The organism is Nocardia acididurans (genome assembly GCF_016741815.1).
In the GTDB taxonomy this organism is placed as follows: domain Bacteria; phylum Actinomycetota; class Actinomycetes; order Mycobacteriales; family Mycobacteriaceae; genus Nocardia; species Nocardia acididurans.
In genome coordinates this window covers 106,845-127,446 of record NZ_JAERRJ010000008.1, presented here as the reverse complement: position 1 = coordinate 127,446, position 20,602 = coordinate 106,845, and the positions used below count along the sequence as shown (strand labels likewise).

Annotated in this window: 20 protein-coding genes; 7 read left to right on the top strand and 13 right to left on the bottom strand. The window is 68.9% G+C overall.

The window, feature by feature from the left end; genetic code table 11:
* Positions 1 to 6 precede the first annotated feature (6 nt).
* The 4 genes from JK358_RS21495 to JK358_RS21480 form a co-directional block, all read right to left on the bottom strand.
* The gene (locus JK358_RS21495; protein WP_201949554.1) at positions 7 to 414 is read right to left on the bottom strand and encodes a YciI family protein; all 408 of its coding nucleotides are present in this window, start codon (positions 412 to 414) and stop codon (positions 7 to 9) included.
* Positions 415 to 540: 126 nt separating this feature from the next.
* Positions 541 to 3,492: a type II toxin-antitoxin system Rv0910 family toxin gene (locus JK358_RS21490; RefSeq protein WP_201950205.1), complete on the bottom strand. Its 2,952-nt coding sequence runs from the start codon at positions 3,490 to 3,492 to the stop codon at positions 541 to 543.
* A gap of 330 nt (positions 3,493 to 3,822) precedes the next feature.
* Positions 3,823 to 4,386 carry an adenylate kinase family protein gene (locus JK358_RS21485; RefSeq protein ID WP_201949553.1) on the bottom strand — a complete coding sequence of 188 codons (564 nt, stop codon included), beginning with the start codon at positions 4,384 to 4,386 and terminating at the stop codon, positions 3,823 to 3,825.
* A gap of 373 nt (positions 4,387 to 4,759) precedes the next feature.
* The gene (locus JK358_RS21480) at positions 4,760 to 5,347 is read right to left on the bottom strand and encodes a TetR/AcrR family transcriptional regulator (RefSeq protein WP_201949552.1); all 588 of its coding nucleotides are present in this window, start codon (positions 5,345 to 5,347) and stop codon (positions 4,760 to 4,762) included.
* 89 nt (positions 5,348 to 5,436) lie between these two features.
* On the opposite strand from JK358_RS21480, the gene JK358_RS21475 reads away from it, so the two are divergent.
* The gene (locus tag JK358_RS21475; RefSeq protein WP_201949551.1) at positions 5,437 to 5,865 is read left to right on the top strand and encodes a tautomerase family protein; all 429 of its coding nucleotides are present in this window, start codon (positions 5,437 to 5,439) and stop codon (positions 5,863 to 5,865) included.
* A 283-nt stretch (positions 5,866 to 6,148) separates the two neighbouring features.
* On the opposite strand, the gene JK358_RS21470 is transcribed toward JK358_RS21475, so the two are convergent.
* The 3 genes from JK358_RS21470 to JK358_RS21460 all read right to left on the bottom strand — a co-directional run bounded on the left by JK358_RS21470 (position 6,149) and on the right by JK358_RS21460 (position 7,647).
* Complete coding sequence (locus JK358_RS21470; RefSeq protein WP_201949550.1) at positions 6,149 to 6,439, bottom strand: hypothetical protein; 291 nt, start codon at positions 6,437 to 6,439, stop codon at positions 6,149 to 6,151.
* 172 nt (positions 6,440 to 6,611) lie between these two features.
* Complete coding sequence (locus tag JK358_RS21465; RefSeq protein WP_201949549.1) at positions 6,612 to 7,175, bottom strand: alpha/beta fold hydrolase; 564 nt, start codon at positions 7,173 to 7,175, stop codon at positions 6,612 to 6,614.
* Between the two features lie 133 nt (positions 7,176 to 7,308).
* Positions 7,309 to 7,647, bottom strand: a complete 339-nt coding sequence (locus tag JK358_RS21460) for a hypothetical protein (RefSeq protein ID WP_201949548.1) — start codon at positions 7,645 to 7,647, stop codon at positions 7,309 to 7,311.
* Positions 7,648 to 8,305: 658 nt separating this feature from the next.
* Between JK358_RS21460 and JK358_RS21455 the strand changes: the two genes are divergently transcribed.
* Positions 8,306 to 8,707, top strand: a complete 402-nt coding sequence (locus JK358_RS21455; RefSeq protein ID WP_201949547.1) for a nitroreductase family deazaflavin-dependent oxidoreductase — start codon at positions 8,306 to 8,308, stop codon at positions 8,705 to 8,707.
* 80 nt (positions 8,708 to 8,787) lie between these two features.
* Here the strand turns inward: JK358_RS21455 and mshC are convergent, their stop codons facing one another.
* The 5 genes from mshC to JK358_RS21430 form a co-directional block, all read right to left on the bottom strand.
* A complete protein-coding gene (mshC, locus tag JK358_RS21450) occupies positions 8,788 to 10,026 on the bottom strand; it encodes a cysteine--1-D-myo-inosityl 2-amino-2-deoxy-alpha-D-glucopyranoside ligase (protein WP_201949546.1) in 1,239 nt (412 codons plus the stop codon).
* Between the two features lie 169 nt (positions 10,027 to 10,195).
* Complete coding sequence (locus JK358_RS21445) at positions 10,196 to 10,972, bottom strand: SCO1664 family protein (protein WP_307817661.1); 777 nt, start codon at positions 10,970 to 10,972, stop codon at positions 10,196 to 10,198.
* A gap of 3 nt (positions 10,973 to 10,975) precedes the next feature.
* The gene (locus JK358_RS21440; protein ID WP_201949545.1) at positions 10,976 to 11,563 is read right to left on the bottom strand and encodes a DUF3090 domain-containing protein; all 588 of its coding nucleotides are present in this window, start codon (positions 11,561 to 11,563) and stop codon (positions 10,976 to 10,978) included.
* Between the two features lie 29 nt (positions 11,564 to 11,592).
* Positions 11,593 to 12,327 carry a histidine phosphatase family protein gene (locus JK358_RS21435; protein WP_201949544.1) on the bottom strand — a complete coding sequence of 245 codons (735 nt, stop codon included), beginning with the start codon at positions 12,325 to 12,327 and terminating at the stop codon, positions 11,593 to 11,595.
* 16 nt (positions 12,328 to 12,343) lie between these two features.
* Positions 12,344 to 13,285, bottom strand: a complete 942-nt coding sequence (locus JK358_RS21430; protein WP_201949543.1) for an undecaprenyl-diphosphate phosphatase — start codon at positions 13,283 to 13,285, stop codon at positions 12,344 to 12,346.
* A 244-nt stretch (positions 13,286 to 13,529) separates the two neighbouring features.
* Between JK358_RS21430 and JK358_RS21425 the strand changes: the two genes are divergently transcribed.
* From JK358_RS21425 to JK358_RS21405, 5 genes are all read left to right on the top strand, one after another.
* Positions 13,530 to 14,492, top strand: coding sequence for an aldo/keto reductase (locus JK358_RS21425; RefSeq protein WP_201949542.1), 963 nt, complete (start codon positions 13,530 to 13,532; stop codon positions 14,490 to 14,492).
* Between the two features lie 191 nt (positions 14,493 to 14,683).
* Positions 14,684 to 15,724 carry a heme/hemin ABC transporter substrate-binding protein gene (locus JK358_RS21420; RefSeq protein ID WP_201949541.1) on the top strand — a complete coding sequence of 347 codons (1,041 nt, stop codon included), beginning with the start codon at positions 14,684 to 14,686 and terminating at the stop codon, positions 15,722 to 15,724.
* A 116-nt stretch (positions 15,725 to 15,840) separates the two neighbouring features.
* On the top strand, positions 15,841 to 16,920 hold the full coding sequence (locus JK358_RS21415; RefSeq protein ID WP_201950188.1) for a FecCD family ABC transporter permease: 1,080 nt from the start codon (positions 15,841 to 15,843) through the stop codon (positions 16,918 to 16,920).
* Complete coding sequence (locus tag JK358_RS21410; RefSeq protein WP_201949540.1) at positions 16,917 to 17,762, top strand: heme ABC transporter ATP-binding protein; 846 nt, start codon at positions 16,917 to 16,919, stop codon at positions 17,760 to 17,762. Before JK358_RS21415 ends, JK358_RS21410 begins: the two co-directional genes overlap by 4 nt.
* A 225-nt stretch (positions 17,763 to 17,987) precedes the next feature.
* A complete protein-coding gene (locus JK358_RS21405) occupies positions 17,988 to 18,497 on the top strand; it encodes a GNAT family N-acetyltransferase (RefSeq protein WP_201949539.1) in 510 nt (169 codons plus the stop codon).
* Positions 18,498 to 18,545: 48 nt separating this feature from the next.
* Here JK358_RS21405 and JK358_RS21400 read toward each other — a convergent pair whose 3' ends face one another.
* Complete coding sequence (locus JK358_RS21400; protein WP_307817660.1) at positions 18,546 to 20,591, bottom strand: MMPL family transporter; 2,046 nt, start codon at positions 20,589 to 20,591, stop codon at positions 18,546 to 18,548.
* Positions 20,592 to 20,602: the final 11 nt, after the last annotated feature.

Below are 20,602 nucleotides of genomic sequence, written 5' to 3'. Positions count from 1 at the left end.
GACGGGTCATTCGGTGATGGTCGGCGCCGCGTGCATGAACGGCCGCAGTTCGAGCCATTCGTGGATCGGTTCGCCGCCCGCGCCGGGCGCCGCGGACAGTTCACCGGCCAGTTCCAGGGCGCGTTCGTAGCTGTCGACGTCGATGATCATCCAGCCGGCGATGAGATCCTTGGTTTCGGCGAACGGCCCGTCGGTGACCGGTGGACGGCCTTCCCCGTCGAAGCGCACGAAGGTGCCCTCCGGGGACAGGGCCTGACTGTCGACGTATTCGCCGGTGCTCTCCAGCCGGTCGGCGAAATCCTGCATGTACTGGATGTGCGCGGTGATCTCCTCGGGGGTCCACTGGTCCATGGGCACGTTGTTCGACGCGGCCGGGGCGCCCCGGTAGTGCTTGAGCAGCAGGTACTTGGCCATCGTTCTCTCCTTGGTTCGGTCCGGCCCGGGTGGGCCGTCTTCACTTCAGGGACGGAGCCGCCACCGGGTTCTCGACATCGCGGCGCGACTTTTTCCGGCGAGTTTTTTCGCGAGTCTGTCCGAAGGTCAGCGGCCGCGCCACACAGGCGGGCGTTTCTCCACGAAGGCGCGCATGCCTTCGCCCGCGTCCTGGGAGGACAGGGCGGGTGCGGCGAGTTGTCCCTGCCGGGCAAAGGCTTCGGCGACCGTCCAGTCCGGGGATTGTTCGATGATCTGCTTGGACGCGTCGATACTGAGCGGCGCGTTCACCGCGATCCGTTCCGCCAGCGCCAACGCCACCTGCAGGGCCTGTCCCGGCGCACTGACCTGGTTGATCAGCCCCAGTTCGGCGGCCCGGCCCGCGCTGATCGGGTCACCGGTCAACGCCAACTCCATGGCGATGGCCCGCGGCAGCCGTTGCGCCAGCCGCAGCACCCCGCCGCCGACGGCGACCAGGCCGCGCTTCACCTCCGGGATACCGAAGGTCGAATTCTCGGCGGCCACAATGAGATCCGCGGTCAACGCCAGTTCACAGCCACCGGCCAGGGCGGGGCCTTCCACGGCGGCGATGAGCGGTTTGGCGGGCGGCGCGGCGACCAGCCCGAGGATGCCGCGCTTCTCGGTGACGGGCACCTCCCCGCGCGCGGCGGCTTTGAGATCCATTCCGGCGCTGAAGTATCCGCCCGCGCCGGTGAGGATGGCGATGCGCGCGTTCGGGTCGGCTTCGTAGGCGTCGATGGCGCGTTCCAGGCCCAGCGCGGTCGCCAGGTCGATGGCGTTGCGGGCGTGCGGGCGGTTGAGGGTGATGATCGTGACGTGTCCGCGGCGTTCCACCAGCACGGGCGCGGGCGGCGGGGCGGGCAAGGCCACGCGGGCGGTGTCCTCGACCCGCACGGTGTCGCCGGTGACGGTGACGGGCACTCCCAGCAGATCCCGGTCGGTGAGATCGGCCAGCAGCGGGGATTCGCTGCTGCGCAGCAGGACTCGCTCCCCCTGCGGGGTGAGCAGGGACAGGATCGCCGCCTCGGGTGCTCCGTCGCGGTCGTAGGGCAGGGTGTAGGCCTCCACCACGGCGGGCCCCTCGTAGCCGGTGCGGGCCGGGCGCGCGGGCGGGTGCTCGATCACCGGGGTCAGATGCCGGTAGCCGGCGGCCGGCGGGGTGGTGGAGTACACGCCGATCGCGTGTTTGGTGAGATACCAGCCCAGCGAGGTCGCCAGCCCGAAACTGCCGGGCTCGGCGCGCAGTTTCTGCACCAGGCTCGCCACCGCGTGCCCGCCGTAGTTGTTGCCGGGGCCGCCGCCGAAGGTCAGCCCGCCGGTCACCGACAGCGGGCGTTTCGGGTCGTCGGCGGGCAGGCCGAGTTCGCGGGCGGCGATCTGCACGGCCACCGGGAAGCACGCGTACAGGTCGACATGGGTGAGGTCGTCGGGTGCGATGCCGGTGTGCGCGAACACCGCCGCGCCCAGGGCGCGGATCGCCGGGGACGCCGCCAGCTCGGCGCGTTCGCTGACGAACCATTCGTCGGTGCCGGAGGCGCCCGCGTGCAGGAACACCCACTGCTCCTGCGGGATTCCGGCGGCTTCGGCGGCGGCGGCACTGCACACGATGATGCCGCTGGCCATGTCGACGGTCAGGTTGGCGCATTCGAGTTTGGTGTAGGGCGCGGAGATCATCCGGTTGGTGTCGGTGACGGTCGCGATCTGCTCGGCCGAGAACTCCTGCGGCTGCCAGGCATTCGGGTTGGCGGCCGCCACCGCTGACAGCCGCGACCACAGCTGGGCGACCGCGTGCGCGTGCTCGTCGGGGCTGCGGCCCAGGGTGTGCCGGTTCGCCGATTCCAGCAGCGCGTACATGTTGATCGGGGCGAGCAGGCCCGCGGTGGTTTCGGCGGCGTTGTTGGCCGGTTTGTCGATGCCGACGGTGCGGGTCGGCCGCACCTGCGCGCCCTGCACCGGCCAGTCGGGGGTGATGCCGGCGCGCTGGGCGGCGGCCTGGGTGGCTCCGGCTTCCGCGCCGGTCACCAGCACGATGTCGTAGTCGCCGGCGGCGATGGCGGCCGCGGCCTCGTTGAGCACCAGTTGCCCGCCGTCTCCGCCGAAGGGGCTGGACTGCACGGTGTCCACCCCGTTCGCGCCGACCGCGGCGGCCACGAGCGCGCCCAGGTCCCGGTACTGCCAGGAGGTGGGGGCGACCGCGTACACGGCGTCGGCGTCGCGCAGCAATCTCTCTCCCGCTCCGGCGTCGGTGGCCGCGCGCCGCAGTGCCCGCACCGCCAGTTGCGCGGGATCGGGGTAGGCCGGGTCGGGGGTGCGGTCCACCACCTGCCCGACACCGACCAGCACGGGCGTCGTCGGCGCGAGGACCGCGCCGGTGGCTTTGTGCCGCACGGCTTTTCGTGCCGTGCGCCCGGCGGTGGGGGTGTCGGCGGCGAGGGCGGCGGGCAGGGCGGCCAGCGAATCCTGCAGTGCCTCGCCCAGGCTGCGCGCGACCGACCCGCCCAGGGGGCCGTCGATCGGCGGCCCGGCCAGTCCGGCGTCGATGTAGACGGTGGATCCGGTGGCGTTGGGTGTCACCGTGATCCAGAAGCCGAGGTGCAGTCCCTGCGGTCCGGTGCCGGACAACCCCAGCCTGTCGCCGGTGGCCTCGGTGACCGTCCAGCGCAGGTCCGCCGGGATACCCATGAATTTCGCCTGCTGCACGAATTCCACGCCCGGTTCGGCTTGTCCGGGGGCGTCTTCGCGCCAGCCGGCGTGGAAGGTGAACCAGGACGGGATCTTCGACAGGTCACCGAGGAACGCGCGCACCGGCTCCGTCGCGGCGTCGATCTGCTGCCGGGCGTGCGCGGTGCGCGGGTAGTCGGCGAGTGCGGCCGGTGGGGTGTGCTCGCCCAGCTCGACGGCGGGTTCCGGCGCGGGGCGGCCGGTGAATCCGGCGATCAGTTCGCGCACGATCCGGGGATCCTTGCGGACCGCGTCGAGCAGTTCGCCTCCCGCGCGGATCTGTTTGCGCACCGAGCGCAGCCGCTCGAAACCGGGCATCGCGGTCACCGTCGTACCTCCACATCGAGGGTGAGTGCTCGTCGAGAATGAGAGCCTCGAACTCTCACCGTATCGGCATCGGGGGCGGGCCGGGAGGGTGCGCGACGAACTGCCCGCGTTCACGCTGGTCGTGCGCGCACGGGGTGCTGGTGCTCGGCCCCGCGCGGATAACCGGTGTCGCCCAGGACGTCTCGGCGGTAGCGCGCACCGCGCACGCCACCGGATTCTCACCGACCGGCGCGGCAGCGTGCACGACCCGACGGCGGCCCCGGCAACCTCCACCGCGCGCGGCGGGGTGATTCGTGCCGCCGGTGGCACAGTGCCGCACCCTCATTCGAGCAGGGCGACGATGCGCTCGAATATCTCGTCCTCGCTGCCGGCGGCGGACACCGAATAGCAGGGGATTCCGCCTTGGCGGGCGTGATCGCGGTAGAACTCGAGGACCGGGCGGCGCAGCGTCTCGAACAGGGCCAGGCGTTCCCGGAATCCGCTCTCGTCGCCGTGTGCGCGTGCCTGTCCGGTCAGGCGGGCCAGGGTCGTCTCCTCCGGTTCGTCCAGCAGCAGCACCGCGCGCAGGGGTGTGCCGCGCATCATGAGTCGCCGTGCCAGCAGTTCGGCCTGCGGTACCGACGCGGGCAGCCCGTGCAGGACGAACCCGCGCCCGTCATCCACGCGATCCAGGTGGCTGAGCAGGATGTCGACCGGCAGCGCGTCACCGAGTTCGGCTCCGCGGTCGAACAATTCGATGGCCTGCCTGCCCAGTGCGGAGTCGGCGGCCAACTCGTCCCGCACCGCCGAACCCAGGCTCACCGCCGGAATCCGCCAGTAGCGGGCCGCACGACTCTGCTGTGCCACCAACCCCGATCCGGGTGGCCCCGACATGATCAATCGCATACCCGAAACCTCCGGAATGGCGCGATGGAACCACCCCAGAGTCGCATGTCCGCCGAACCCCCGCACCCGCAACAGGATTCACCGGGGCGCACGGTAGGGGTCACGCGCACCCGGCGACCTCGACCGCCGCCCGCCGCAACCCGGATGCGACTGCGAAATTCTTGCAGCGCACCGTGATTCGAATAGCCTGAACCGGCGCGCCGACGGACAGCCCGCATCGACCTCGGCGACAGGGCGGCTAACGTGGCGCAATCAGGGGCACCGCACAGGGGTACTCCCGTCACCGTTCGCGCACCGCACGTTGCGGCTGCGACGCCCTGCGTCCATCGCGGCGGCAGCGTGTTCGCGACGGCCGGTCGTGCCGGTGGCGGGTTCAGCCGCCCTGCGCCGGGGTGGTGACGGCGCGGACGAGTGATTCCAGTTGGGCGGCGACACGGTCCATGGGTGTGGTGCTGCGTTCGGCGCGGGACATGGCGATCGCGCCTTCGGCGGCGGCGACGATGAGGGTGGCGGTGGATTCGGCGGCGGCCTCGCCTGCGCCGTGCTCGCGCAGGGAGGCGGCGAGCAGCGCGGTCCATTGCGCGAAGGCGGTGGCGGCGGCCTGGTGCGGGGCGGATTCGCCGTCGGGGAGGTCTTCGACGGAGACGGCCAGGACGGGGCAGCCGGCGCGGAAGTCGCTGGATTCCACGACCTTTCGCCACAGGGCGAGGAACGAGCGCAGTCCTTCGATCGGGCCGGGGCGCAGATACTCGGTGAGCAGTCGCGCGATGTGGTCGCCGGTGAAGGTGACGGCTTCGGCGGCGAGTTGCTGTTTGCCGCCGGGGAAGTAGTGGTAGGTGGAGCCGAGCGGGGCCGAGGCGTGTTTGGCCAGTTCGCGCACGCTGGTGGCGTTGAGGCCGCGGCGGCGGATCATATCGGCGGCGCCGGCCACCATGCGGTCGCGGGCCACAGGGTCGGCCATGCGCACACTCCTTGTCTATAACGCTCGTCATAGCTTACCGTGAGGGTTCTATAACAGTCGTTATAGACCGAGTATCGAGGAGTCACGTCATGCCGATGATCCAGCTGACCCTGCCCGCCGGGATCCTGACCGCCGAAACCCGCGACAGCCTGCGCAAATCCCTGCCCGCGACACTGCTGCGCTGGGAGAACGCACCGGACAACGCGTTCTTCCGCGCGCAGGCGTGGGTCCGCATCGAGGAGACCGCGCCCGGCGAGTTCGGGGCCCTCGAAGACGACCTGCCGCGCTTCCGCGTGGATGTCACCGCACCCGAGGGGGCGCTGTCCGAGCGGCGGATCGCCGGACTGGTCAAGGAGGTCACCGACCAGGTTCTCACCGCCGCGGGCCTGCCGGTCGAGGACGCGCTGCGCGTGTGGGTGCTGGTGCATCCGCAGCCCGAGGGCACCTGGGGTGCGGGCGGGAATGTGGTGCGCTTCCAGGAGATCGCCGCGGCGGCGAAGGCCGCCGCCAACGCCTGAGTGGGTGCTTCCAATCCCTGGAGACAACCGCAGGTCGTTGTCCGTTCCTAGGCCTGTGGGTTGAGGCTGGGTGGTCGTAGCCTTGAGATGTGGCCGGGAGTGGCCGGTCGGGTGCGCGGCGGTGTCCAGAGTGCGGGCGTGCTTTGCCTGCTCGGATGCGGTCGGTCGCGGCGTGCCTGCGCGCGAGTGTCACCAAGTCGCGCAGGAACCACGTTGCCGGGAACAGGGGTGACGCAGTCCGGTTCGCCGGGATCTCAGCGGGCCGGGATCGGGTGCCGCCTGATCAGCCTGGCGAGACCTCACACACCTTCCATTCACCGGATTGCTTGGTGAAATGTTGCCTGAAAGGGGGATTCGGCAACACTGCACCGTTCTTCTCGTCGTTCTCGTAGTGCGTCACGATCGTCGCGCTGCCGGTATCGCCCACTGTCACCGGACTGATGAAGCTGTCCAGGATCATCTTGCCGTCGGATGTGAAGTCCTTGGCGAGCAGTCGTTCCGGAGTCTGCCCTTCGTAGGGTTGCTGTAGAGGTTCGGCCCTGGCAGGGCAGACTGCGGCGATCATCGCGTCCAAGTCCTGCGCATTGTATGCAGCAGCAGGGTAGGGGCGGACAGTTCACCGAGGCGGGGAGCCAGATCCCATGCGCGGTGGCCTTGGTCGAAGATCGCGCGCTGGGTGGCGGTGAACGCGTCTCCGGCGCCGGGACGTCGCCCGCTGGCCACGACCGCGTCGACCAGGTCGTCGGTCAGGGCGGCTCGATTGCGGACGATGCGCCGAAGTCCCAGCCGTGTTGCGGTACGGCCGAATCCGACCGAGGCGCGCACTGCCGCGCGGTTGGCCCGTGGATGGTGTGCCAACCATCGCGCCACCACATCCACGGCAAGGTTTCACTGAGGCCGGCCGGATTGATCAGTACAAGCCGCCGCACCAACCCCGGGCGGTCCAAGGCGGTCTGCAAGGCGATGAACCCGCCCAGCGATAACCCGCCCAGGTCTATCCGATCCAATCCCATTGCCCGGCACAGGTGTTCGACCCAGTCGACATACCACCCGATATCGGGGACCGCGCCCGGTGGCAGGGCACTCGCACCGTACCCCGGAAGGTCCGGGGCCACGACCCGCCGATGCGGCGCGAACGACGTGAGCACACCGGCATAGCTGATCAGCGCCGAGTCCGCCCCCGCGCCGTGCAACAGCACCAGAGGCGTGTCCGTACCGTGGAGGTTCGCCGAGTAGCAGCGTGTCCGCGACTCACCGGCAGCCAGATCGGTGTAGTCCACACCGATCGGCAGAAGCGACATCTCCGCCATTCCCCACCTCCTGCAGGCTTGTCTCAGACAGTCTATCGGGGGTGATCACTCTCGATACCGCAATCGATGCGAACCGCACACGCTCACCGGCTGTCGTCCAGGGTCCGCGGCATGCCCACCATTGGTTTGGCCATCACGGTGAACATCCGAAATCGGCCGCAGCGGTGACAAAGCGCGCGTACACCGCGAGGCGGCCGGTGCCCAGATCGAAGCCTTGGTAGGCCAGTGCCACCGGCCCACCACCAGTGCCCTTGTCGACTACACGCAGCACGTCGTCCGGAAGCGGGTCGGGCCGACGCACACACAGTTCAGGGAAGGCGAGCACGAGCGCCCGCGCGGTCTCGATCAGATCATCAGTGGTGACTCCGGCACACCACACCGAGTCGGCGGTGTCGAAAAGAAACCGCCGAACCGGATCCTGCCTCCGATCCGGTGCGGTGCCGTTGTCCGAGTAGCCGACCCTAGCCAGCAACCAGCGCCCCGAACACTCGGGCCCGGACCCGAGGTTCGCCGCATGATCCCCCGCTCCTCGATCCATCCCGGCACACGCCACCGTGCCGAGAAGCGCGCTCGTGACGAGCACTGAACTACAGAAAAGCCGCCCCATGACTGGCCCCTCGCCGTCGTTCGATATCGCCTTCGTTCATACCAATCGGCGAGGCTGAGGCGGAGAGCCTGCCCAACATGAATGCGACATGGCGGCCTCGGGGCTTTCGGTTCTGGGTAAGGCCGACCTAGGCGGGGATAGCAGAGCTTCTTAGCGCCGGATCCCGACCAGTTGCGCCACTACCCCCGGGACGACCCGTCGTTATCGCCCGGTCATCGACCGGCGGGCGCGGACCTCCCGCTCACCCGCACACGAGTGCGTCGCCAGGAAACATTCGTGACTCGCACCACATCGCGACCGTTATCGAACCGCATGGGGTGTGTTCGCGCTGTTCAGCGCCGTCGAGACGTTAGGGTCCGATGCGGTCTGTTGATTCCTCGCGATCACCGACCGCGCAGGGAACCCCCGCCAGCCCCACCGGATTCTCCGAAACCGGGTGGCCGCCGTCGGGCAGGGCCGGTGTCGTCGCGCGTCGTTCATCCCCGGACGCCCGCGATCGAGGGCCTGGTTCTAAGGTCGATTCATGGTGGCGAATGCGAGACCTCGCGGCACGATCCGGTTCTGGCACATCATCAATCCGGTCAATTCGGTACTGGCCGCGCTGGCGCCGTGGTGGGTGCTGCTGGAGACGACCGGCCGCAGATCCGGTCGGCGACGCCGGATTCCGCTCGGCGCGGGCCCGCGTGACAGCGAGGGGATGGATCTGCTGTCGGTGCACGGGCGGCGCGCCGATTGGGTGCGCAATATCGAAGCAGATCCGCGGGTGCGGTTGCGCAAGGGTTTCCGGTGGCGGACCGGCACCGCGACCGTGGCGGCGGCGACACCGGAGCGTTTGAGCCGTTTCAACTCCTATGTCCGCAACGCGCCGAATGCTTTTCCGTTGGAAGGCGAGTCGCCGGTGATCGTGCGCGTCGTGTTCGGCTGACCGGCGCGACTACCCCCGGACAGCCGTGTGCCCCGCCGGGTATGCCAGGCGGGGCACACGGTGCGGCCGGAGCCGGTCGCTCAGAGCTCGATACCGAGCAATGCGTCGACGGCGTCGCGGACGAGGCCGGGCGCGGCGGTGTCGGGGCCACCGTATTCGAGCGCCTGCTGCACCCAGCTGTCCACGGCGGCAAGGGCTTTCGGGGTGTCGAGGTCGTCGGCGAGGTGGCGGCGCAGCCGGGCGACGGTGTCCTCGGCGGCGGGCCCGGAAGACAGCGCGGCGGCCTGACGCCAGCGGTCCAGACGCGAAAGCGCTTCGGCGAGAACGGCATCGGACCATTCGCGGTCGGCGCGGTAGTGGCCGGCGAACAGGCCCAGCCGGATCGCGGCCGGGTCGGTGCCGGAGCGGCGCAGCGCGGAGACGAACACGAGGTTGCCGCGCGACTTCGACATCTTCTCGCCGTCGAGGCCGATGAGCCCGGCATGCACGTAGTGGCGGGCGAAACGACGGCCCTTCACCAGTGCTTCGGCGTGCGCGGCGGAGTATTCGTGATGCGGGTAGATGAGGTCGCTGCCGCCACCCTGGATATCGAATTCGGTGCCGATGCGGTTGAGCGCGATCGCCGCACACTCGATGTGCCAGCCGGGACGTCCCGCCCCGAACGGCGCCGGCCAGGACGGTTCGCCCGGACGCTCCACCCGCCACAGCAGCGGGTCGATGGGGTCGCGTTTGCCCTTGCGGTCGGGATCGCCGCCGCGTTCGGCGAAGAACCGGTCCATGGTGGCCCGGTCGTAGCCCGATTCGTAACCGAACTGCTCGGTGGCGTCGTGCCGGAAGTAGATGTCGGGGTACTCGGGGTCGTCGACCACATAGGCGGCGCCGGTGACGAGCAGTTTGTCGACCAGTTCGACGACCTCCTGCACCGATTCGATGGCCCCGATGTAGTCGCGCGGCGGGATGACGCGCAGGGCGGCCATGTCCTCACGGAACAGGTTGATCTCGCGGGTGCCGAGCTCCCGCCAGTCGATGCCGTCGCGCTGGGCGCGTTCGAACAGCGGGTCGTCGACGTCGGTGGTGTTCTGCACGTAGTGCACGTCGTGTCCGGCGTCGCGCCACAGCCGGTTGACCAGGTCGAAGGTCAGGTAGGTGGCGGCGTGCCCGAGGTGGGTGGCGTCATAGGGGGTGATGCCGCAGACGTACATGGTGGCGATGCTGCCGGGGGTGACCGGGCGGACCTGCTTGTCGGCGGTGTCGTACAAGCGCAACGCTGGTCCGGATCCGGGGACGGTCGGGACAGCGGTATCGGACCAGGACTGCATGATTCGAGGTTAACTGGGCGCACGACCTCGACCCCGCGCGGCCCCGGTCATCGGGTGCGTGGCGTCGCCGCGCACACCGGCTCCGACCTGGACCTTAATAAATCATGCGCACACGTCAATGGTTGAAATCATGATGCAGGCAACGTTTTCGCCGTTGCGCTCGCAGCGATCAGAATGCGGGCCACGGGATGGGGCGGGCGGAGGTGGGCAGCGGCATGACGGGTTCGTCGAGCAGTTGCTGGGCGCGCGCTTCGAGGGCGTCGACTTCGGCGTCGGTGATCAGTTCGCGCAGTCGCGCACCCGGTTCGCCCGCGAGGGCTTTCACCAAAGCTTTGATGTCGGTGAGTAATTCGTCGTCGATGGGCTCTCCGGCCCAGCCCCACAGCACGGTGCGCAGCTTGGGTTCGCTGTGCAGGCTGATGCCGTGATCGACGCCGTAGACGCGGCCGTCGACACCGTGCAGGGCGTGTCCGCCTTTGCGGTCGGCGTTGTTGATCAGGACGTCGAGCACCGCCATCCGGTACAGCCCGGGGTTCTCGGCGTGGACGAGCGACACCTGATGGCCGGCGGGGTCCAGGGCGCGCAGCACCTCGCGGTAGCCGTCGGGGATTTCCCCGACGGGGCACAGGTCCACCAGATCGGGTCCGTCCTCGGGCGTGTCGATCCAGCGTTGCACCATGCCCGGCCCGTAGGGGCCGTCGCGCAGGATGGTTTCGGGGATCACGCCCCACCCCAAGGCTTCCGACACCTGGTAGGCGGCGACTTCGCGGCCGGCGAGGGTGCCGTCGGGGAAGTCCCACAGCGGCCGTTCCCCGCGCACCGGCTTGTACACCACGCGCAGCACCTGCGTGGCGTCGTCGGGGATCTCGCACACCAGGGTGGCGTTGCTGGCGGTGGTGACCTGCCCGATCACCGTCATCGCACCGGCGGATAGCGGGTCGTTCACTGCTCAGTCCTCGATGGTGCCGGTGGCGCCGAAGATGTCGCCGCGCTTGTAGCCGTTGGTGCGCACGCACATGTGCCCGGCCGGGGACAGGGGTTCCCCGCACAGCGGGCACGGCGGCCGCCCGGCCGCGATCACCCGCGCCGACCGCAACGCGAACTCGCGCGCCTGCACCGGGGTGAGGAACACGCGCACCGCGTCGGGGCCCTCCTCGGTGTCGTCGAGCACCACCGATTCGTCGACCTCGGTTTCGGTGATGGCCAGTAATTCGACCACCACCGCGCCCGCGTCGGCATCCCAGCCCAATCCCATGGTGCCGACCCGGAATTCGGCGTCGATCGGGGTGAGCAGCGGCGCGGTGTCGGCGACGTCGGCCGCGGTGGGCGGTACGGGCGTGCCGAAGCGGCGCGCGACTTCGTCCAGCAGTAAACCCATCCGATCGGCCAGCACTTTCACCTGCTGCTTTTCCAGCAGCACGCTGACCACGCGCGGTTCCTGCACGGCCTGCAGGTAGAAAGCGCGGTCGCCCGGCTCGCCGACAGTGCCGGCGACGAAACGATCGGGGGTGCGGAAAATATGGATTGCTCGGCTCATCTGCACCTCCTGACAGCTTTCAACGACACTTAAGAATCGGGGCGTTCCGCAACCCCATTATCCGTACTCCCGGTGTTTCCCGTTTCGCCGCCGGGTACCGGCCCCGACCTGGCCTCGGTGCCGGATTGTGGCGAAATCGCCGCCAGGCTGGTCAGATCCGAACCGGTGTCGTTCACCCGCCACACGTAGGGGGCGGTCGGGGTGTATCTGATGACGCTGATCGACGCCGGTTCGACCACGATGCGCTGGAAGCCGTCGAGGTGGATGCCGAACGCGTCGGCGATGATCGACTTGATCACGTCGCCGTGCGTGCACGCCACCCACAGCACGTCCCTGCCGTGTTTCCCGGCGAAGGCCCGGTCCAGTTCCCGGATGGCGGTCACGGCGCGAAACTGCACCTGCGCCAAGCCTTCTCCGGCCGGGAACACCGCCGCCGACGCGTGCCGCTGCACGACCTTCCACAGCGGTTCGCTCACCAGCTCGGCCAGCGCCCGCCCGGTCCAGTCACCGTAGTCGACTTCCAGGAGCCGTTCGTCGGGTTCGGTTTCGAGGCCGAGTTTGTCCGCGAGCGGGGCGACGGTGCGCTGGCAGCGCAGCAGCGGCGAGCACACGATGTGCTCGATGGGCAGCGAACCCAGCCGCTGCACCAGGCTCTGGGCTTGGTCGCGGCCGCGGTCGGTCAGATCGACGCCCGCGCTGCGGCCGGCCAGGGTGCGGGCAGTGTTCGACGTGGATACGCCGTGCCGCAACAGGATCACCGTCACCGTGTCAGCCTACTGTCTAGGTCGCGGGGACGATGCCGGTCGCCAGCAGCGCCATCACCGTCAGGCCGAGGATGATGCGGTAGCCGACGAACCAGTCCAGGGAATGTTTGGCCACGAACTTCAGCAGCCACGCCACCGACGCGTAACCGACCACGAACGAGATCACGGTCGCCACGAAGATCTGCGGACCCGACGCGTTGAGGCCCTCACCGGCGGGTTCGAACGCGTCGGGCAGGCTGAACAGGCCCGAGGCCAGCACCGCCGGAATGGCCAGCAGGAACGAGAACCGCACGGCGGCTTCACGAGTCAGGCCCAGGAACAGACCGGCCGTGGATGTCGCGCCCGACCGCGACACGCCCGGGATCAGCGCGAGGCATTGCGCGAAGCCCATGACGAGGCCGTCGCGGGTGGTGAGCTGCTCGATCGGGCGCTGTTTGCGGCCGTAGTACTCACCGGCGGCGATCACCAGCGCGAACACGATCAACATGGTGGACACCAGCCACAGATTCCGTGCGCCGGTACGGATTTCGTCTTTGAACAGGAATCCGAGCACGCCGATCGGGATGGTGGCGATGATCACATACCAGCCCACCCGGTAGTCGAGCCGGCGCTGCTGTTCGGTGTCCATGGCGTAGCCGCCGGGCATGTCCGGGTCGTAGACGGGCAGCACCTGGGTGGGTTGATCGTGCAACGGCACGGTCTGCGCGACCTTGGACCGTCCGGTGATCTTCTCCCAGTTCACGCCGAACCAGGCCAGCAGGATCCGCCAGATGTCCTTGGCGAAGTACACCAGCACCGCGGCCTCGGTGCCCAGCTGGGTGACCGCGGTGAACGACGCGCCCGCGTCGTCACCGAAGAACACCGCCGACACGATGCGCATATGCGCCGACGAGGAGATCGGCAGAAACTCCGTCAAGCCCTGCACCAGGCCCAGCACCAGGGCCTGAACCCACGTCATCGCCTCGCCCACACACACCCTCCAAATCCGAATCGTCGGCTGCCGCTGGACAATTCGCCCAGCGGCGGCGGTGTCCGGCCGATGCCCGCAGGCACGCCCCGAACACCGCAGCGACCCTACAGGGCGGGCGCGAAACATGAACGGGGGAACCACATCGAATCCGAGACACGGGCCGCCGGTACAGCACGGCATGTGGGACATGTGCGCTTAGGCTGACTCATGTGACGGAAGTGCATGCGCGGTGATGGAACAGCGGACGGTCGGACGCAGCGGGCTACGGGTCTCCCGCCTCGGATTGGCCACCCACACGTGGGGCAGGGAAACCGATGCCGAGGACGCGGCGGCCCAACTCGAGGCCTTCGTCGAGCAGGGCGGCACGCTGGTCGACACCTCCCCCGCCTACGGTGACGGCGCCGCACAGCGAATTCTCGGCGAACTCGTCGGGGAGATCGGGCGCGAAGAACTCGTGCTCAGCGGAACCGCCGGGCACACACCGGTTCTCACCGATCCCGCCGCCGGGCCGGTGCCCGCGCCCACCCGCTGGACCGTCGACGCCTCCCGGCGCACCATGATGCGCCAGCTCGACCAGACCCTGCACCTGCTCGGCACCGACCACCTCGACCTGTGGACCGTGGCCGCCTGGGATCCGCACACCCCCCTCGAGGAGATCGCCGACACGCTCTCCTGGGCGGTGCGCACCGGACGCGTCCGCTATGCCGGCGCCCGCGGCTACGACGGCTGGCAGCTGGCCACTTTGTCCGCGGCCGCGCCGATCACCGCCGCCCAGACCCCGTACTCGCTGCTGGCCCGCGGCGTGGAACACGAATTCGTGCCTGCCGCACAGCATCACGGCATCGGCGTCATCGCCACCGCGCCGCTGGCCGGCGGCATCCTCACCGGCAAATACCGTGACGGCGTCCCCGCCGACTCCCGCGGCGCCGACGAGGCCACCGCCGCCGAGATCAACGCCCGCCTCGACGACCACGCCGTACGGGTCGTGGACGCCGTGGTCACCGCCGCCGACGGACTGGGCACCTCCCCACTCGCGGTGGCGCTGGCCTGGATTCGCGATCAGCCCGGCGTGGCCAGCATGCTCGTCGGGGCGCGCGACATCGGCCAGCTCACCGGAATCCTCGCCGCCGAAGCCCTCGAACTGCCGCGCGCGATCGCCGCGGCACTGGGCGATGTGAGCGCCCGCACGGAATGACCTGGGCCGACCGTCCGGCGCGGAAAACCGTGGCACACCGGCCACGGTCATTTCCGTGCGACACCGGCCCGCGCACCCGGATCCGGGTGCGGCGCGAGGTTCCCGCACGTCGGATTCGGGGCGGCCACATGGTGATCGATCAGCGGCACCGGGTTGGTTCGGCCATGATCGAGGAGGCTAGCCTTACCTGCATGAGGTTCCTCGCGCGTGGTCGAACGGTCACCCTCCGGCAGCTGCTGCTCGTCCTGCTCGGCGCGAGCCTCGTCGCCGGCAGTGCCGCCTGCTCCAACACCGACACCGCAACCGGTGGGCAAACCGGGCCGAGTACGGCCAGCATCGGCGACGCCGACCCCACGCCGATCGGACCCGAACCCACGCCTGTGCTGCCGGTGACGGTGAAATCGTTCGACGGCAGCGAGGTCACGGTCACCGACGCCAGCCGCATCATCGCTGTCGACCGGTACGGGACGCTCGCACAGACCGTCTATGCGCTGGGCCTGGGGCCCAAACTGGTCGGCAAGTCGAACTCCGCCGCCTTCCCCGGCGTCGCGGACGTGCCCACCGTGAGCAGCGGCGGCGGCACGCTGAGCGTGGAATCTGTTGCGGCACTGCGGCCCACGGTATTCCTCACCGACACCACCACCGCGACGCCGGCGATCCGGGACCAGCTGCGCGCACTGGGCATCACCACCGTCTACGTCGATCCGCAGCGCACCATCGACGCGGTCGCCCCGCAGATCCAGGCCGTCGCCAACGCTCTCGGGGTGAGCGACACAGGCAAGAAACTCGCCCAGCGCACCCAGGACGAGATCAACGCCGCGAAAGACGCTGTCCCGCACGAGCCCAACGCACCGCGCATCGCCTTCCTGTACCTGCGCTCCACCGCCATCACCATGATCGCGGGCCCCGGTTCCGGCGCGGACTCGCTCATTTCCGCCATCGGCGGCGTCGACGCGGGCACCGCCTCCGGAGTCACCGAGCAGTTCCTGCCCATCACCAGCGAAGCCATGATCGCCGCCGCGCCCGACGTCATCCTCGTGATGAGCGACGGACTGTCCTCGGTCGGCGGCGTCGACGGCGTCGAGAAGATCCCGGGCATCGCCCAGACCCCCGCGGGCAAGAACCATCGCGTCATCGACATGGCCGACTCGGTCCTGCTGTCCTTCGGCCCCAACACCGGTCGCGTGCTGGCCGCCCTCACCAAATCCGTCTACGGCACGCCCGCCGCATGACCGAATCCGGCACACCGGCCCCCGGCCACCCGAAACCCGAGCACACCGATCCCGCAGTCCAGCCCGGCACCGACCGTGAGCGGGCCCTCGCCACACATGCCGTTATGCCGCACGAGATGTCAGCCGACGCGGTCGATCCCGAACCGGCGCCCGGCACGCGGCGATGGTCGCGCACCGCGTTGATCTTCACAATCGGAGTGACCGCGCTCGTGCTGCTCGCGATCGTGTCGGCCCGGGTCGGCCAGGTGCCGACCAGCTTCGCCGAAGTGGTCGGCAGCGTATTCCATCGGATGGGGCTGGACTGGGGACCGATGCCCGAACATCCCGCGGGGTACGTGACCCTCTGGGAAGTGCGCTTCCCCCGCGTCGTGATGGCCATGCTCGTCGGTGCGGCCCTGGCCACCGCCGGCGCGCTACTACAGGGCGTATTCGCCAATCCGCTCGCCGAACCCGGTGTCATCGGCGTCTCGGCCGGTGCGGCGGTCGGTGCGGGCACGGTCATCGTATTCGGCGGGGCATTCGCGGCCGCCTGGTCGGTGGCGGGCGGCGCCTTCATCGCCGGGCTCGGCACCACCCTGCTCGTCTATGTGCTGGCGCGATCCAACGGCCGCACCGAAGTCGTGACACTGGTGCTCACCGGTGTGGCCATCAACGCCTTCACCGCCGGACTGCTGTCGTTCCTGCTGTTCACCGCCTCACCGGCGGCACGGGACCAGATCGTGTTCTGGCAGCTCGGCAGCCTCAACGGCGCCACCTGGCAGTCCGTCGCCGTCGTCGCGCCACTCACGCTGATCGGGGTGACGGCGGCGATCATCATGGCCGCCAAACTCGACCTGCTCGCCCTCGGCGAATCCGCTGCCCGGCATCTGGGCGTCGACGTGGAACGATTGCGGCGCAACGTGATCCTGGTCGTGGCGATACTGGCCACCGCCGGTGTGGCGTTCACCGGTGTCATCATGTTCGTCGGTCTGATCGTGCCGCACCTGGTGCGCATGCTCGTCGGACCCGCCCACCGGGTACTCATCCCGCTCTCGGCGATCCTGGGCGCGATCGTGCTGCTGGCCGCCGATATCGGCGCCCGCTCCCTGGTACACAACGCCGACCTGCCCTTGGGCATGCTCACCTCACTGGTGGGCGGACCGTTCTTCTTCTGGCTGCTGCGGCGCACCCGCGCCAGTTCGGGAGGCTGGGCATGAGCGGAAAACGCACGCTCACAACACTGTTCGCCAAATCGCACGCCCTGCCACGGCCACCCGAATCCGGCACCGCCACCCTGCGGGCCCGCAACGCGGTACTCGTCCGCGGGGCCGGACGGCGCATCCTCGACGGTGTCGACTTCGAAGTGCGCGCCGGACAGATCATCGCCCTCGTCGGCCCCAACGGCGCGGGAAAATCCACACTGCTGGCAGCGTTGGCGGGCGAACTCGAACTCCTCTCCGGCACGGTCGAACTCGACGGCAGAGCACTCACCAACTGGACACCCCTCGATATGGCGCGCCGCCGCGCCGTACTGCCGCAGTCACACACCGTCGGATTCCCCTTCACCGCACGCGAAGTCGTCGCCATGGGCCGCGCGCCCTGGGCCAACACCGACCGACAGGACCGCGACGAGCAATGCATCGCCGCCGCCATGACCGCCACCGACGTCACCCACCTCGCAGCCCGGCCCTTCCCCGCACTCTCCGGCGGAGAACGCGCCCGGGTCGCCCTGGCTCGCGTACTGGCCCAGGACACCCCCACCCTGCTCCTCGACGAGCCCACCGCCGCACTGGATCTCGGACATCAGGAGCAGGTACTCACCCTCGCCCGTGAACGCGCGGCAAAGGGCGCCTCGGTCGTCGTGGTGCTCCACGATCTCGGAGTAGCCGCCGCCTACGCCGACCGAGTCGCCGTACTGGACTCCGGGCGCATCGCCGCCGACGGGCCACCGCGCGAAGTGCTCACCACCGAACTGCTGACTCGCGTCTACCGGCATCCGGTGGAAGTGCTCGACCACCCGGTCACAGGCGCGCAGCTGGTACTGCCAGTACGCCGGTAACGCAAACAACTGGACGGTTGCTCCAATGCTGGTAGGCTGAAGCCGCTAGACCACCCCTTCGATCGATGACCAGGAGTTGATGTTGATGACCGTGCGACCAGCCGTTGCCGCCCGTCGGATCACCGCATCCTCCCCGGTGACGGCCTGACCGTCCCCCACACCGCACACACGAGCCCCACCGCTCGCCCCTGCGGTCCCTCATCGACTCGAAAGAGCACTGCCACCATGGCAATTCAGCACTGGAACACGCGCGCCGAAAACAACACCGACACCCCCGCCGTATACGAGATCATCCATGCCGCCTTCGCACAGCGTGACGAAGCCGACCTCGTCGACGCACTCCGCGCCGACCCGGCCTGGATCGACGGACTCTCCCTCGTCGCCACCGACGACAACGGCACCGTCATCGCGCACGCCCTGCTCACCCGCAACCACATCGGCGACCAACCCGCACTGTGCCTGGCACCCTGCTCGGTACGCCCGGACCACCAGCGCACCGGCGCCGGCACAGCCGTTATTCGCGCCGCACTGCGCGCGGCCGCCGAACAGGGGGAACGATTCGTCACCGTACTCGGGCACCCCGAGTACTACCCGCGCTTCGGATTCCGCCCCGCCTCGCGCTACGGCATCCGGATGAGCGTCGACGTCCCCGACGACGCCCTGCTGGTACTCGCCCTCCACGGCGACCCGCTGCCCAGCGGCATCATCCGCTACGCCGCACCGTTCGGCGTGTAACCATCGAAAACCGTTCGGGCCGAGGGTTTCCCTCGGCCCGAACCGGTCTCACCGCCACACCAGCTTCAGCACCGCGGGCGTCAACAGCATGCGGATCACCGTCGCATCCAACACCAGGGCGGCGATCATGCCGTATGCGATGTACTTCATCAGCACCAGATCAGAGAACCCGAACGCACCCGTCACCACGATCAGAATCAAAGCCGCCGAGGTGATCACGCCACCGGTATGCGCGATGCCGTAGCGGATAGCCTCCTGCGGCGGCGCGCCATCCGCCCGCGCCTCCGCCATCCGAGACTGCAGGAACACCTCATAGTCCGTCGACAGACCGAACAGCACCGTCACGATCAACACCAGCACCGCGAACATCAACGGCCCCGGCGTGAAATCGAACAACCCCGCCCCGTGACCCTCCACGAAGATCCACGTCAGAATGCCCAGCGTCGCACCCAAACTCAACGCACTCATCACCACGGCCTTCACCGCCAGCACGATCGACCGGAACGCCGCGTACATCAACGCCAGCGCCGCCGCGATCAGAATCGCCACCAGCAGCGGCAAACCCTTGATCAAACCCTGAATGCTGTCGCGCTCCAACGCCGGAACACCCGCCACCATCACCCGCACCCCCGGCGGATCCGGAATCGCCCGCAACTGCGCGATCACCGCGTCCGCGTCACGCTTGTCGATCAAACCCGACGCCAGCACCGTCACACCGTCCGTCGTCGGCGCCACCGGATCGAACGGGCCCGTCATGAACCCGGCCGTCGACCGCATCGCCTCGAACCGGATATCACTGAGCTGCTGCGCGTTCGCATCCGTCACCACCAGCTTCAACGGCTCGGTGCGGAAACTCGGGAACCAGCGGTCGAAATCCTGCTGCGCCACCCGCGCCGGATTGTCCGCCGCCAGATACCGCTCACTCAACCCACCGAACTCGATATTGCGGAACGGCACGATCAACAACAGCAGACCCGCCACGATCGGCACGATCACCAGCCACGGCTTCCGCATCGCGAAAACCGCCAGCCGCGAAAAGAACCCGCTGTCGATCTGCTCGGCCGTACGGATACTCGCCAGCCGATGCCAGCCGAACAGATCGATCCGCCGGCCCACGATCGACAACACCGCCGGCAACGCCGTCACCGACAGCACCGCCGCCAACAGCACCGAACTGATACCGCCCAACGGCACCGACCGCAGCACCCCGTTCGGATAGATGAACAACGCACCCAGGCTCACCGCGATGATCGCCGCCGAGAACAACACCGTGCGACCCGCCGTCGCCACCGTGCGCGCCGTCGCCTCCTCCACACCACGCCCGGCCGCCAGCTCCTCCCGGAACCGCGTCACCGCGAACAAGCCGTAGTCGATCGCCAAACCCAGGCTCACCAGAGTCACCACGGCGGAAGCGAACACATTCACTTCCAGATGATTCGTGAGCATCCGCATGATGCCCTGCGTGCCCAGAATCGTCATACCGCCGATCAGCACCGGCAGCAGCGCACCGATCACCCCGCCGAACACGAAATACAGCAGAATCGCCACGATCGGCAGCGCGATCAACTCGGCGCGCACGATATCGTTCTGCATCCCGGTGTTGATGCCCTCCACCACCGGCTGCATCCCCGCCAGCTGCACCGTCGTGCCACCCGGGCCCGAACCCGGTGCGCCCGCACCGAATTCGTCCTTGATCGCCATGTAATTGTTCACCGTGTCCGTACCACCGTCGCCGCGCAAACCGATCGAGGCGAACGCGTGCAGGCGATCCGGGGTCGCGAACTGGCCCATCAGGGCGCCGTCCCAATACGAGTCGACCTTCAGGATGCGATCGGAATACTTGTCGCGCAGCCGATTCAGATCCGCGGCCACCGCGTCCGACACCTGCTCGTCATCGAAGCTGCTACCCTCCGGCGCGGAGTACACGACGATCAGATCGCTGTCGGTGTCACGACCGAACGTCGAATCGGCCAGCTTCGACGCCGCCACCGACTCGCTCGACTCGTCGAACCAGCCCTCCTGGGTCAGGTGATCGTTGAGATCCCGGCCGTAGAAGCCCGAACCCAGCACCGCCAGGGCGAAGAGCGCGAACACGAGATACCGGT

Excerpts from the sequence above, each read along its gene's own strand:
- JK358_RS21490 (WP_201950205.1), bottom strand. The coding sequence starts at position 3,492 with ATGCCCGGTTTCGAGCGGCTGCGCTCGGTGCGCAAACAGATCCGCGCG.
- JK358_RS21420 (WP_201949541.1), top strand. The coding sequence starts at position 14,684 with ATGAGGTTCCTCGCGCGTGGTCGAACGGTCACCCTCCGGCAGCTGCTG.
- JK358_RS21430 (WP_201949543.1), bottom strand. The coding sequence starts at position 13,285 with ATGACGTGGGTTCAGGCCCTGGTGCTGGGCCTGGTGCAGGGCTTGACG.
- JK358_RS21480 (WP_201949552.1), bottom strand. The coding sequence starts at position 5,347 with ATGGCCGACCCTGTGGCCCGCGACCGCATGGTGGCCGGCGCCGCCGAT.
- JK358_RS21465 (WP_201949549.1), bottom strand. The coding sequence starts at position 7,175 with ATGGCGGAGATGTCGCTTCTGCCGATCGGTGTGGACTACACCGATCTG.
- JK358_RS21440 (WP_201949545.1), bottom strand. The coding sequence starts at position 11,563 with ATGAGCCGAGCAATCCATATTTTCCGCACCCCCGATCGTTTCGTCGCC.
- mshC (WP_201949546.1), bottom strand. The coding sequence starts at position 10,026 with ATGCAGTCCTGGTCCGATACCGCTGTCCCGACCGTCCCCGGATCCGGA.
- JK358_RS21475 (WP_201949551.1), top strand. The coding sequence starts at position 5,437 with ATGCCGATGATCCAGCTGACCCTGCCCGCCGGGATCCTGACCGCCGAA.
- JK358_RS21425 (WP_201949542.1), top strand. The coding sequence starts at position 13,530 with ATGGAACAGCGGACGGTCGGACGCAGCGGGCTACGGGTCTCCCGCCTC.
- JK358_RS21495 (WP_201949554.1), bottom strand. The coding sequence starts at position 414 with ATGGCCAAGTACCTGCTGCTCAAGCACTACCGGGGCGCCCCGGCCGCG.
- JK358_RS21410 (WP_201949540.1), top strand. The coding sequence starts at position 16,917 with ATGAGCGGAAAACGCACGCTCACAACACTGTTCGCCAAATCGCACGCC.
- JK358_RS21485 (WP_201949553.1), bottom strand. The coding sequence starts at position 4,386 with ATGCGATTGATCATGTCGGGGCCACCCGGATCGGGGTTGGTGGCACAG.
- JK358_RS21405 (WP_201949539.1), top strand. The coding sequence starts at position 17,988 with ATGGCAATTCAGCACTGGAACACGCGCGCCGAAAACAACACCGACACC.
- JK358_RS21455 (WP_201949547.1), top strand. The coding sequence starts at position 8,306 with ATGGTGGCGAATGCGAGACCTCGCGGCACGATCCGGTTCTGGCACATC.
- JK358_RS21415 (WP_201950188.1), top strand. The coding sequence starts at position 15,841 with ATGTCAGCCGACGCGGTCGATCCCGAACCGGCGCCCGGCACGCGGCGA.